This window comes from Cuspidothrix issatschenkoi CHARLIE-1 (assembly GCF_002934005.1).
Taxonomy (GTDB): domain Bacteria; phylum Cyanobacteriota; class Cyanobacteriia; order Cyanobacteriales; family Nostocaceae; genus Cuspidothrix; species Cuspidothrix issatschenkoi.
Genome location: NZ_PGEM01000114.1, coordinates 1 through 13,148, shown reverse-complemented (window position 1 = coordinate 13,148; position 13,148 = coordinate 1). Strand labels below are relative to the sequence as shown.

15 protein-coding genes are annotated in these 13,148 nt (G+C 35.5%); 10 read left to right on the top strand and 5 right to left on the bottom strand.

Annotation, left to right across the window (positions count from 1 at the left end):
* Window positions 1-137 (bottom strand): hypothetical protein (locus CUN59_RS22490; protein ID WP_207765430.1); only part of this gene is annotated, 137 nt, incomplete at its 3' end.
* A 265-nt stretch (window positions 138-402) separates the two neighbouring features.
* On the opposite strand from CUN59_RS22490, the gene CUN59_RS15320 reads away from it, so the two are divergent.
* The 6 genes from CUN59_RS15320 to coaE all read left to right on the top strand — a co-directional run bounded on the left by CUN59_RS15320 (window position 403) and on the right by coaE (window position 7,048).
* Window positions 403-1,701: a helix-turn-helix domain-containing protein gene (locus CUN59_RS15320; protein WP_104388656.1), complete on the top strand. Its 1,299-nt coding sequence runs from the start codon at window positions 403-405 to the stop codon at window positions 1,699-1,701.
* 165 nt (window positions 1,702-1,866) lie between these two features.
* Window positions 1,867-3,330, top strand: coding sequence for an ABC transporter substrate-binding protein (locus CUN59_RS15315; RefSeq protein ID WP_165790211.1), 1,464 nt, complete (start codon window positions 1,867-1,869; stop codon window positions 3,328-3,330).
* Window positions 3,331-3,378: 48 nt separating this feature from the next.
* Window positions 3,379-4,428, top strand: coding sequence for a serine/threonine protein kinase (locus CUN59_RS15310; protein ID WP_104388654.1), 1,050 nt, complete (start codon window positions 3,379-3,381; stop codon window positions 4,426-4,428).
* A gap of 131 nt (window positions 4,429-4,559) precedes the next feature.
* Window positions 4,560-5,279 (top strand): uroporphyrinogen-III C-methyltransferase, encoded by a 720-nt coding sequence (cobA, locus tag CUN59_RS15305; protein WP_104388653.1) that lies wholly within the window; start codon window positions 4,560-4,562, stop codon window positions 5,277-5,279.
* Window positions 5,280-5,479: 200 nt separating this feature from the next.
* Window positions 5,480-6,295, top strand: a complete 816-nt coding sequence (locus CUN59_RS15300; protein ID WP_104388658.1) for a uroporphyrinogen-III synthase — start codon at window positions 5,480-5,482, stop codon at window positions 6,293-6,295.
* 168 nt (window positions 6,296-6,463) lie between these two features.
* Window positions 6,464-7,048 carry a dephospho-CoA kinase gene (coaE, locus tag CUN59_RS15295; protein WP_104388652.1) on the top strand — a complete coding sequence of 195 codons (585 nt, stop codon included), beginning with the start codon at window positions 6,464-6,466 and terminating at the stop codon, window positions 7,046-7,048.
* A 271-nt stretch (window positions 7,049-7,319) separates the two neighbouring features.
* Here coaE and CUN59_RS15290 read toward each other — a convergent pair whose 3' ends face one another.
* On the bottom strand, window positions 7,320-8,720 hold the full coding sequence (locus CUN59_RS15290; RefSeq protein WP_104388657.1) for a TldD/PmbA family protein: 1,401 nt from the start codon (window positions 8,718-8,720) through the stop codon (window positions 7,320-7,322).
* Between the two features lie 88 nt (window positions 8,721-8,808).
* The gene (locus tag CUN59_RS15285) at window positions 8,809-9,225 is read right to left on the bottom strand and encodes a hypothetical protein (RefSeq protein WP_104388651.1); all 417 of its coding nucleotides are present in this window, start codon (window positions 9,223-9,225) and stop codon (window positions 8,809-8,811) included.
* Between the two features lie 638 nt (window positions 9,226-9,863).
* On the opposite strand from CUN59_RS15285, the gene CUN59_RS15280 reads away from it, so the two are divergent.
* The 4 genes from CUN59_RS15280 (at window position 9,864) to CUN59_RS15265 (ending at window position 11,313) form a co-directional block, all read left to right on the top strand.
* Entirely contained in the window at window positions 9,864-10,124 is a 261-nt protein-coding gene (locus tag CUN59_RS15280; RefSeq protein WP_104388650.1) for a hypothetical protein, read from the top strand.
* A 192-nt stretch (window positions 10,125-10,316) separates the two neighbouring features.
* Window positions 10,317-10,574 (top strand): hypothetical protein, encoded by a 258-nt coding sequence (locus tag CUN59_RS15275; RefSeq protein ID WP_104388649.1) that lies wholly within the window; start codon window positions 10,317-10,319, stop codon window positions 10,572-10,574.
* Between the two features lie 154 nt (window positions 10,575-10,728).
* Window positions 10,729-11,037 (top strand): DUF3181 family protein, encoded by a 309-nt coding sequence (locus tag CUN59_RS15270; protein WP_104388648.1) that lies wholly within the window; start codon window positions 10,729-10,731, stop codon window positions 11,035-11,037.
* A 57-nt stretch (window positions 11,038-11,094) separates the two neighbouring features.
* Window positions 11,095-11,313: an acetyltransferase gene (locus CUN59_RS15265; RefSeq protein ID WP_104388647.1), complete on the top strand. Its 219-nt coding sequence runs from the start codon at window positions 11,095-11,097 to the stop codon at window positions 11,311-11,313.
* A gap of 56 nt (window positions 11,314-11,369) precedes the next feature.
* On the opposite strand, the gene CUN59_RS15260 is transcribed toward CUN59_RS15265, so the two are convergent.
* Together CUN59_RS15260 and cobW are read right to left on the bottom strand one after the other, a co-directional pair.
* Window positions 11,370-11,834 carry an ABA4-like family protein gene (locus CUN59_RS15260; protein ID WP_104388646.1) on the bottom strand — a complete coding sequence of 155 codons (465 nt, stop codon included), beginning with the start codon at window positions 11,832-11,834 and terminating at the stop codon, window positions 11,370-11,372.
* 2 nt (window positions 11,835-11,836) lie between these two features.
* Entirely contained in the window at window positions 11,837-12,886 is a 1,050-nt protein-coding gene (gene cobW / locus CUN59_RS15255; protein WP_104388645.1) for a cobalamin biosynthesis protein CobW, read from the bottom strand.
* Window positions 12,887-13,148 lie beyond the last annotated feature (262 nt).

Here is a 13,148-nt window from a genome sequence, read left to right as displayed (position 1 = left end):
CCAAGTTGGCTATAGTCTGCTATATCAATACCCGCTCCACCATTAAGGGTATCATTACCTGCTCCACCAATGAACGTGTCATTGGCAGATGTTCCTAATAAAAAGTCATTTCCATTTGTGCCTTGTATGGTAGCCATGTTTTTCTCCTTGATTCTTTAACAAGCATCACGGATATCCATGTGATTGTCATCACTAATTTTTTTAAGTATTAACCTAATAAAGTTAATAAAACAGGACTTACGCACAAGAGAAAAAAAGTAGGGGTAATTCATGAATCACCTCTACGCAAGAATCAGGCTTTTAGTCACATCTTGCGTAATTTCTATAAAATGAACACACAGTTAAGATACAATGCAATGTTAAGATACAACTTAGAATACGAGATTAAGTGAGACTTAGACTATGGATGCTCAAGAGATTATCAGACAATTTAAGGATTGGTTAAAGCAGGAAAAAAGAATAGATTTGAATTTAGAAATCCTTGAAGAAAAAATTTTAGAATATTCTCTACAAGGCTTATCTTATAGCATGATAAGTGACAGAATTGATAATTATGATTTATCTTATATAAGTAATGTAAAAGCTCCCAAATTATGGAGGAATTTGAGACAATTTACAGGATTATATATCCACAAAAAAAATTGCAGGGTAATTATCGAAGAAATTTTAACATCTCAGCAACCACAAGTATTTGAACAAAGAACAAGAAACTTATCACGTATCAATTTACGAGAAGCACCAGATTTTAATGATTTCTATGGACGCGAAACAGAACTAGCTAAGTTGCATGAATGGATAATTAAACAAGATTCTCGTTTAGTAGGTATTTTCGGGTTAACTGGAATTGGTAAAACAGCATTAGTAAGAGAGTTAGTAGAAAACATTAAAGATGATTTTGACTATGTTATTTGGAAAAATCTGGAATTTTCGACTGATTGGGAACAATTTATAACTCATTTGGAAAGTTGCTTTGGATATCATAGTTCAGAAATAAGTTCATTTCCCAGAATTTTAAATCTAATTGATTATTTAAAGAACCATCGTTGTTTGTTAGTATTTGATCAATGGGAAGGAGTGATGGGGAATACAACATCATCGGAAAATTATAACAAACTACTTAGCCAAATTGGTAATTTGCAACATCAAAGTTGTGTGTTATTTACTGGGTTACAAAAACCTGCGATCCTAGATTCAATCAGAAATCAAAATTATCTTAGGCAATTGTCATTATTTGGTTTAGATAATAAAGATGCGAGAATATTATTACACAATTTAGGACTTCAAGATCCGGGGATGGATACATTAATTAGAAACTACAAAGGACATCCTTTAGCTTTAATCTTAGTTTCTGAAAATATTAAAAGTATACATAATGGCAAAATTGAGAAAGTTCTGGATAGTACATTGTTTCTGCATAATGTATTGATGGATTTATTGGACAACCAGATTTGTTCTTTACCTGATTTACAGCAAAATATTATCAGGAGATTAGCAATGGAGAGAGAACCGAAAACCATTTTTCAAATTTATCAATATTTTCCCGACTACTCTCAAGGAGGAATTAGTGATGCGATCAATAATTTATGGAAAGTTGGCATTATTGAAAAAGATGATATACTTGGAGATAAAATTCTTTGGGTTATTAATCCTTTAATTCAAAAATATATTAAGCAGGACTTATGCAAAACGGAACGAAAGTAGGGGTAATACCCTTCGGGAAGCAAGCTACATGAATTACCCCTATGCAATAATATAGGTTTCAACCACATCCTGCATAAGTCCTAATTAAAAGAAGTTATCAATAATTTTATCAGGAGAATCAACATGAAATTCTTTCCCAGAAAAACCCGCAAATACTCTAGGTTAATGAAACGGTTATTTTTAATAATCTTCACAGTTATTTTTGCTTTCTGTGTATATGTTATCTTTAATCCACCGAATATAAATATCACAGATAACTGGTGTACAAACTATAAGTTAGAGGATAATATCTCCTGTGGAGAAGAAAGTCTGATAACAAACATAGAAGGAAAAAAAGGATTTGACAATTTTAATAATGGATTGAAGCATTTTAAAGATGGTAAATGGCAAGACGCTGTTGTTTCTTTCCAAAAAGAGAGAGCAAATAATCACAATAACCCGGAAATTTTGATCTACTTGAATAATGCCAAATTAATGCAGGAGAAAAGAAAAATTTATACTATTGCTGTTGCACTTCCTATTAGAGTAGCAAAAGTCTTCTTGAGAGGTGTGGCACAAGTTCAAGAAGAATTTAACAAAAAAAATCCCGGTTTAGGTTTAAAAGTTCTTATTGTCAACGATGAAAATGATTCTCAGAAAGTTGCTAAATTAGTTAATAGTCTTCTTTCTAAAGATGATGTAGTTGCAGTCATTGGACATTATGCTTCTGAAGTCACTAAAGCAGCTTTACCTGTTTATCAAAATAAGGAAGTAGTTGTTATTTCTCCTGGTTCTAGTGCCATGAGAGAAACTATTTTAGCCGGTAAGACGTATTTAACAAATTTTTTCTTTAGAACTGTCCCTACTGTGAAAACTGTACATCGTATTTTAATTGATAAATTGCAATTATCTCAACTAGCTAATGGAGAGAAAGCCTCTGTTTTCTATAATCCAAATAGCACTTATAGTAAATCTGCTTTTGAGGAATTTCGCCAAGAATTACGCGTTAATAATATCAGCGCTAATAATATCATAGGTATAGATATATCTAGTCCTAATTTCATTGCTAAAAAGAGCTTGATGGATGTGAAAAGAGAAGGTGCTAAGGCACTAATTCTTATTCCTGATGGTCACGTTAATTCTGATTCCTTCACAAATGCTCTATCCCTGATTAACTTGAATAGAGATGAATTACCAATAGGGGGATACTCTGTTCTTTATGATACTGACATATTAACAAAGATAGATATAGATAGGGTCAAAAAACTTGTCCTAGTTATTTCTTGGCATCGTTTAACTAGTCCTAATAAGGAGGTGATTATTCAGGCTCAAAACCTTTGGGGAACAGGTGATATAAGTGATAATACTGCTATGTCTTATGATGCTACTTTAGTTTTAACAGAAGCTCTAAAAAAACTACATATAGATGATAATTTGAAAACACAAAGATTAAAGATACAGCAGGAATTAACTCAGTTACAAGTCAAAGAAGGAGCTTCAGGAACAATTTCCTTTGATAATGGAGATAGAGAACAAGAGATTTATGAAATAGTTAAGGCTGTATCTGTATCTGCTAGATGCTCCCAATTTAGTGCTATGTTTGTACCGATTAGTTATGATGTAAGCAATTTACCCTGCAATCGTAAGTAAAGTATCAAAATAAATCAGCTTTTTATTAAATCAACAGAGAGGAAAGTTATGATTCAACCTGGAGATGTGATCCATGATCGTTACCGTGTTATTAGAGAATTAGGATCTGGAGGTTTTGCTAAAACATTTGAAGTAAAAGATACAGCAGAGAATGATCATAAAGTAATTAAAATTTTGAAGGAGAATGCTTATTCTCGTCAGAAAGTGCGGGAACTTTTTGCACAAGAGTATGAGATATTGAAACGATTCAGCCATCCTGGGATTCCTAAAGTGAAGATAGATGGTTATGTCGCCATTACTTATAATCGGCATAGCCAAGTGTTAACTATACCTGGGTTAGTTATGGAAAAAATTGATGGTGAAGATTTAAAGGAATGGTTAAAAAGTAATACAAAAATTAGCAACACACAACAAGCTATTCAATGGTTAAAAGAACTAATTGATATTTTAGATTATGTTCATAGTCATAAATATGTTCATCGAGATATTAAACCTAGCAATATTATGTTAAAACCAAATGGTCAATTAGTCTTAATTGATTTTGGTATTGTTAAAGAATTAACTCAGCAGTATGAAAGGCGAGATATTCCTAATACAGAAATCGGAACTCCTGGTTATGCTGGACCAGAACAACAAAGGGCAACTTTGGAAGAAACTTTGTTAATGTTAAACACCCGGCTTGATCATAGGGCTGATTTTTTCTCTTTAGGTCGTACTTTTGTTCACTTATTAACGGGAATTAGTCCTGATAATTTAAGAGATCCAAAGAATGGTAATAGATTATTATGGCGATATCAAGCTCCAGGAATTGATGAAGATTTTAAAGATTTAATTGATTGGTTAATGGAATATAATCTAGATGGCAGACCAAAAAATACACAGGCAATAAAGGATTTACTTGAACCAAGCCCACCACCAATACCACCTATTATATTTCCTATGCCAATGGTTTTTTTTAGTTTTGCTCTCAATATTGTTTTGTTAATTTTACTAGCTGTGGGGGTTACTTTAGATATAGGATTGAAAGTTTTATTTGTGGTTATTTTATGTGTAATTTTTGGTTTTTTGGTTAAGCCATTGATGAAAGACATTTGGTAATTTTTTTGTAATTTTTTTTGGTGAATATCTGCCTACGTCCAAGATTGGTAGGTTCTAATTCCTAAGAACGACTATTCACAGCAGATTATTAATTTTTGAAACATCTTCTAATTGATAAATAATTACTGATCATGATTACAACAACGGGAAAAGTTTATCTAGTTGGTGCTGGTCCAGGAGATGTGGAATATTTAACAGTTAAAGCCTATCGTCTTTTAGGAACTGCTCAAGTATTAGTGTATGATGCTTTAGTTGATAACCAATTGTTAGATTATGTTCCTGCTGATTGTTTAAAAATAGATGTAGGTAAACGCGGAGGTAAACCCAGCACTTCCCAAACAGAAATTAATCATTTATTGGTAAAATATTGTTTAGAAGGTAAACGAGTTATTAGACTAAAATCAGGAGATCCCTTTATATTTGGGCGCTGTATTTTGGAGATTGTCGCATTAAAAAATGCTGGCTGTGAATTTGAAGTTATTCCCGGTATTTCTTCGGCCTTAGCAGCCCCATTATTAGCGGGAATACCCCTGACTGATAACGTGATTAGTCGCTGTTTTGCTGTTTGTACTGCCCATGAACCAGAAACTCTAAATTGGGAAGCATTAGCAAGTTTAGAAACTTTAGTAATTTTGATGGGCGGAAAAAATTTATCAGAAATAATCCACCAACTGATAGAATATAGAAAATCCTATTCTACACCTATTGCCATTATTCGTTGGGCAGGAACACCTCACCAGGAAATTTGGACGGGAGAATTGGGAAATATTCTTGAAAAAACCTCCGGTATATCTCTTTCGCCGGCTGTTATCATTATTGGTGAAGTTGTGCGCTTACGGGATTACATCTAAACTATTTCCTGATAAAATTGTAGGTTGGGTAGAACAAAGACCAAGCCCAACAAATTTAAGTAGGACTTACGCAGAAATTAGTGAAAAATGAACCACAGAGTTAACAGAGGAATGAGGTTTTGAGAGATATTTCGCGTCAGTCCTTTTAAGGGAATGTGGGCTTTCATGCAATTATTAATGCTATCAATTAAATGTCAACTGTGAATTACGATCTTTCCCTATCTCCCTTAGCTGGTAAAACTATTTTAGTTACCCGTTCTGTGGGACAATCAAATCAATTTAGCGATCGCTTAACTTCTCTAGGTGCTAATGTTATAGAAATGCCAGCTTTAGAAATTGGACCCCCTAACAGTTGGGAAGCTTTGGATCAGGCAATTGCTAATTTATCCAGTTTCCATTGGCTAATTCTCACTTCTACAAATGGTGTCGAATACTTTTTTAGTAGACTAGAAAAATCTGGTCAAAATCAAACTGCATTAACTGATTTAAAAATTGCCGTTGTCGGTAAAAAAACTGCCCAAAGTTTACAAAAACAAGATATTAAACCGGATTTTATTCCTCCTAATTTTGTCGCTGATTCTTTAGTGGCAAATTTTCCCGAATCCCTCACAGGTAAAAAGATATTATTTCCCAGAGTGGAAACTGGTGGTAGAGAAGTTTTAGTTAAAGAATTAACTGCAAAAGGTGCAGAAGTCATTGAAGTTCCCGCCTATGAATCTTGCTGTCCCCAAAGTATTCCGGCGGCGGCGGAATATGCATTAGTTAATAATACTATAGATGTGATTACCTTTGCTAGTTCTAAAACAGTACAATTTTTCTCACAATTAACATCACATATATTTACTTATAACCCGGAAAATTTAGCCAGAGTTTGTATTGCTTCCATTGGTCCCCAAACTTCAAAAACCTGTCATTCTGTCTTTGGTCGGGTAGATATTGAAGCGGAAGAATATACTTTAGAAGGGTTAACTAATGCAATCATTAAATGGGCAAATCATCAGGATAAAGATATTTAGGGTTTTTAACGAACCGCAGAGGTGCAGAGTACACAGAGAATATGAAAAAGAGATGTTGATACCCAGATCCCCGACTTCTTTTATTTATTATGTCCATAAATGATAAATTGATCACCAGAAGTCGGGGATCTTATCTTCTCACCTGAATTGTTATGTAACAAATGACAAATGACTAAAAATTTAATTGGTTTAACTGGTGGTATTGGGACGGGTAAAAGTACGGTTGCTAATTATTTAGCTACAGTTTACAATTTACCGATTTTAGATGCAGATATTTATGCTAGAGATGCGGTATCTGTTGGTTCTCCAATTTTGTTACAAATTGCCGCTAAATATGGTCAAGATATGATCTTAAATGATGGTAATTTAAACCGATCAAAATTAGGAGAAATTATTTTTAATTCTCCAGAAGAAAGACATTGGGTAGAAAGTCTGATTCATCCCTATGTTAGAAAGTGTTTTGATCAGGCTATTAAAGAATCATCTGCAAATACTTTAATTTTAGTAATTCCCTTATTATTTGAAGCGAATTTACAAAGCTTAGTTAATCAAATTTGGGTTGTATCTTGTTCACCACAACAGCAACAACAACGATTAATAGCACGAAATAATTTAACACCAGAACAAGCAATAGCAAGAATTAATAGTCAATTACCAATAGGGGAAAAAATTGCCCGTGCTGATGTAGTTTTAGATAACTCCTTAACCTTAGAATCACTCTTAAAACAGATAGATATAGCGGTATGCACTTGAATGAGATACAGAATTTACCTAAAAAACTATACACTCTCATGACTTTCAAATCTCTTCCCTATTCCCTATTCCCTATTCCCTATTCCCTATTCCCTATTCCCTGTTCCCTGTTCCCTGTTCCCTGTTCCCTGTTCCCTGTTCCCTATTCCCTGCTATATAGTGATCAATAAGATCCCCAACTTCTTTAAGAAGTAGAAGATCTGAAATTTAGTTGTAGGGTGCGTCAGATATTAAAAATCTGTTTATTTGCAAGATTTATCCAATCTGACGATTATTCTGCAATTTCCCCCCCAACGACGACATCCCGAATTCTGAGACTGGGGCCACCGCAACCAACAGGTAAACCGTTTTGTCCACCTTTACCACAACCTCCTGATTCATCCCAGTAAAAATCATCACCAATGGCTTCTATATCTGCTAGGGTTTGGAAAACGTTACCAGAAAGAGTAACATCCTTGACTGGTTCGGCAAGCCTACCATTTTTAATCATCCAAGCTTCTCCTGCACTAAAGGTGAACATTTCGCCATTAGTCATTCCACCTAACCAGTTTTGGGCATAAACTCCTTCTTTAATACCAGTAAATAAATCCGCGACGGGAGTTTTACCACGTTCGATCCAAGTATTGGTCATTCTGACGATGGGAGAATAGTGATAATTAAGACATCTGGCGTTACCTGTCGGTGTTTCCTCTAATTTACCGGCGGTTTCGCGGGAATGGAGTCTACCAACTAATACACCATCTTTAATTAATTGGGTACTGGTGGCAGGTGTGCCTTCATCGTCGTAAAAATAACTACCCCGATGTCCTGGAGGTGCTGCACCATCAAAAATTTGTAGTTCTTCTGGTCCAAAACGTCGGCCTAGGGTCATGACTTCTAGAATATCGGGATTTTCGTAGGCCATATCAGCTTCCGAAAGGTGTCCAAAGGCTTCATGAACAAATAAACCACTGAGAATGGGATCAATGACTACAGTGTAAGTGTTACCCTTAACTGATGGTAAAGATAATGACACTACTGCTCTTTCCGCCGCGCCTTTTACCTGTGTATCTAAATTTGTGAGATCCTCGTAGGCTTTACGTGAACCTGTGGTTTCTCTACCGGTTTGTACTGTGTCTCCATTCCTGGCTGTGGCTGCAAAGCGCATTTCCATGTCTACCCAGGATTGATCTATAAAAGTTCCTTCTGATGTAGTAATAATTACTCTTTGGCTGCTGTCACTATAGCGAACGGAGGTGGTAGTAATACGGTGATCAACTGTTTTGAGTAATTCTGTATAGCGATCGCATAATTCTTTTTTCTGTTTGAGGGCAACCTGACGGGGATCAGTACCCAACAAAGGTAATTTACATACCGCTTGAATGGGATCAATGGGTGCGAGAATGGTTTCTTCATCACCAATGATCCGCGCTGCGGCGATCGCTTCTTCTATGCGCTCTTCAATTGTTAATAATTTATTAAAACTACTTAAACCCCATCCACCTTTATAACAGGTGCGAACATGGCCACCAATGGAAATTCCCTCTGTGAGAGTTTCCACTTTATCCCCACGCAATACTATATCTGTTCCCTCGGATTCTTCCAAGCGAATCATCAAATAATCCACACGGGAAGCATAACGGGCAATTAAATCTGAGAGGAGATTTTGCACATCATTAAGTTTAGTTGTCATTTCATCCATCACTATAATAAACTACATTTATTCCCTATTTATGTAAAGACGTTCTATGGATAGGGATTCTCGTCTCTACAATTGAATCTTATTCAAAAACATATTTTTCGGCTACTTTCCAATATCGGGAAAACCTCTTTAAATCAATATGTCCGTCATAATCAAAAAATGGTTCTATAGCAAAAACTTCTAAATTTACAGACTTTTCAATTTGATTACAAATATCATTAAATCTAGGACTGGGACTATCTGTAGTCACAACTAAATTAGCATCATGTTTCTTAGCAAAAGCTAAAACTTCTGTGGCTACATTGCCCCGGCAAATTTCCACAGGTAATTCTAGTAAACATTCATAAATAAAAGTTAGGCGTTTGAGTCCAATTTGCCATTGTGCAATTAAATCATCATCCCATACCCAAATGGCCGGGGCTTGGGGATATTCTTCAAGTGCAGGGTTGTGGGGACTTAAACAATCTCCATTGATCCAAACAACTGGGTGATTCATAATTTTTGCTTATCTTTATGAACAGAAACATAAATATATAGTCATTCCCAATTATAACGGTAATAGTTGACCATTTTAGCAATAACTTAAATCTGATAAATGCTGATTTGACAAGGGTTATAACTTCTGTCACTAGAAGTAAGGAATTTGGTGGTCAATAAATTTCTAATAATTTTGACAAAATCGTAGTTATAGATACATACAATTCTAGCAGCCGTGGATAACATGATAAAAATAATCACTTAGTAAAGAACATCTAAAATCATAACCATTGTTTTTATTCAGTCGCCCATCTTAAATAAACAGCAGCTTACAGGAGTTTGTCTTCCTAAATAATTTCCCTGACAAGAATAATCTTTACTGCCTTCACCATAAGGACAGTCACCATTTTATCATAATCTGTCGTACCAATTTAGGATTTTAGATTGGGAATGGAAAACATTGTAACGCATATTTTGCACCCTGATCTGACTGCGAAAATAAAAGTCTATAATCCTGATTATTTCGTAGGCTGGATAGTTTCTATTAGCCATAACTAAGAAACTGCAAAATATGAAGTTATAGCAATTCCCCACCCTACTAAATATCCGCAGTTAGTGCCTTTTTGATATTTCAGCTAAACAATTCAGGAGTTTATTATGCTTCGACAAATGTGCTGGTTATCTAAGTCTAGCGGCGATGATGAAAAAATTTTGCACTTGCAAATAGCACCTGGACAACCTTGGCGACCTTACACAGCTTTTCCCCAATTTTCAGTTCCAGATTATCGCATTCCTCGCGGTTCTAAAGGTTGGGCAACTTATCAGAAACTCTTAAAAGCTGGTTGGACTTTAGTTCCTAGTGCCAGAGGTAGCGAATTTGCCGCAACTACCTATGCAGATTCAACTGTGCAACGTTAGACCGCAGGAGGCCGTTTTTGGGAGATTTATACCCCACTCCAATTGTAGAGACTTTCCGCCGGAACGTCTTTACGCCTAAATTCATACTTGGTTTCAGCAACGCCAAAAATTCTGCCTCTATTTGAGCAAGTAAACACCAAAGACCTTAGAATGTATAAGGTGCGTTAACTGCTGTCACAAACATTTACATTTATGCCTCCTCGTTGGCCTCGCAAACCAGATCGCAAAGATCCAGACTTTCGTAAACTAGATGATCGCATGAATTTTGCTGTTCATGTGGGTGTTTCTGCAACTATCAATTCTGGGTTGTGGTTTTTCCACATTTTGAAAAATACTACCTGGGAATGGCTGCCTGGGTTAACATTGGGTTGGGTAGGAGTATTATTGCTGCATCTAATTTATATTAGTGCGATCGCTAATTATGACCCCACACCACCAAAATCTACCTAAAGTCAGAAAATTAAACTAGGATCTTCTCACCTCTGGTAGTAGATTCACCCTAGCTAATTTAGTCATAATGTTAGGGAAAGGGATAAGGGGAATAGGGCATCAGCAGTAATTTTGCTATTATGAGGATAATTGCTTTTTTCATGAGGTTATCTTGATGGCTAAAATTAACACATCAGAACTACTAGAAAACCTAGCCGCAGAAATTGGCGAAAATATCTACATAGATATTTCTAAATGGCATCTTTATCTAGCTGATGCCAAATTGCATCATGTTGTTGCTGAAAAATTGTATCCCTTAATTACCGATAATGATGTCAATGAAAAAAAAGTAATTGCCATTTTAGAATCTATATTAGTTAAAATTGGTGGTGGTAGAAGGGAACTTTCCTTAGTTGATTTATTACCCGTGCAATGCCAAGTTAACTTAGTAGATATATTGGAAAAATATCAACGGGAAATTTAACCTTGATGCTTTTCCTATTGGTAATTTTACACATTTCTACCATGGAGGATTATCAATATGTTTTTACAAATCAAAGATAGCCGCGATTTAGTCAAAATAGTTGATATTCAAGAACTATTTGATCCCAATAGTAAGATTGTCCACGCCCAAGATCAAGAAGGACAAGAAGAACAGGAAACAGACATTTATACAAAAGACGAATTAGTATTTCCTTCTGGGGAAAAACTCCCACGCTGTTGGTTAGATGCTAAATACAGAGAAGCTATAGCAGCTTAATATTAATCAGAACATAATTCAGTAGGGGTTTAGTAATGCTAAACCCTTACATTAATTTAATTCACAGTAGCTTTTTCTGTTAATTTTACACCTTCACCACCTTTAGAAAAGGCTTTAGTAATCCAAGATGTCAAAATATGAGAAAGGACACCCATTGGACCAGCAAATAAACACAACGCTAGAGAATGAATTGTCCAAATTCCCGTTTTTTGTCCTTCCCAATAAACCCATCTACCTACAAATAAATCCATTACCAAAAAATGAATCCAACCTGTAGCAGCAGCCGTTTCATTACCAAAAAATCTGGCTATATCTGCTAATTGAGGATTTGATAATGCTGCGGCATTTTCTGGAGTAATGCTAGTGACAAATAAATACAAATACGCCCCAGCCAAAACTACAAAAGGTACATAAGATTCCATTACCTTGCGGGTAACATTCCAATTAGGTAACAAAATCATTAACAACCAAAAGGGTAAAACAAAAACATTGGCAACGTTAAATAAATCGCTGATATTCATAATTACAAAGCTACTAATTGAGATTCTATTTCTGAAGATTGTAAATCACGACCGATAAAAACTAAACTGGTTTGTTTTGCTTCTTCGGGTTTCCAAGGACGATCATAAAATTTATCAAATCTATTTCCCACACCTTGCATAACTAACCGCATGGATTTATTAGCAACCGCCACAAAACCTTTAATTCTGTATATTTCTTGTTCTTGTGCCAGCCTTTCTAATGTTGCTTGTAGCTTTTCCGGGTCAAATGTCCGGTCTAAAATCACGTGAGTTGAGTTAATTTCATCATCATGATCATGGTCTTCTTCTGTGTCATGATGACTAGGACGATCATCTAAATTATCTTCAACTGCGGCAGCAAATCCTAATAAGATAGATGGGTCTAATTTACCATAATCGCTTTCAACAATTTTCACAACTCTAGGTAATTCTTTCTTGACCAATTCTAAAACTTCCGCTTGAGTTTCGCTATCAACTAAATCAGTTTTATTCAAAATCACTAAATCAGCACAAGCAAGTTGATCTTCAAACAATTCTTGTAATGGTGTTTCATGTTCTAGACTATCATCTTCTTGGCGTTGGGCAGCGATCGCATCTAAATCACTGGCAAATGTTCCCGCAGCAACCGCAGCACAATCTACTACTGTAATTACTGCATCTACTGTAGCAGCATTGCGGATTTCTTGCCAACGAAAGGCTTTAACTAAAGGTTTTGGTAAAGCTAAACCAGAGGTTTCAATGATAATATAATCTATACTATCGCGGCGTTTAATTAACTCCCGCATTGTCGGGTAAAATTCTTCTTGAACGGTGCAGCATAAACAACCGTTTGTCAGTTCAAATATGTTAGTTTCCTGATTTGCTTCTGTTTCATCTTCGGGGCAAATTTGACAAGATTTTAATAATTCTCCATCTATCCCCAGTTCGCCAAATTCGTTAACTAATACTGCTATGCGTCGTCCTTGGTTGTTTTGGAGGAGGTGACGGATAATGCTGGTTTTACCGCTTCCTAAGAAGCCTGTGATGACGGTAACGGGGATCTTTGTAGCCATGTTTTGTGGGTGGTTTTGAATCCAATTTTACCACAAGATCCAGATCCCCGACTTCTTAGATCAATTTACATTTTATTGACAAGATTAAAAAATAAGTCGGGGATCTTATTTTATTAAACCACGAAGACACGAAGTACACGAAGGAAGAAGGAAGGAAGTTTTAAGAATATCCAATATCTATCATTTTGAAAAATTCCTGGACTACTTCATCAGGATGGTTATAACATCTTTCAGAATCAAATCTTTAGACCTGTCCGAAAAT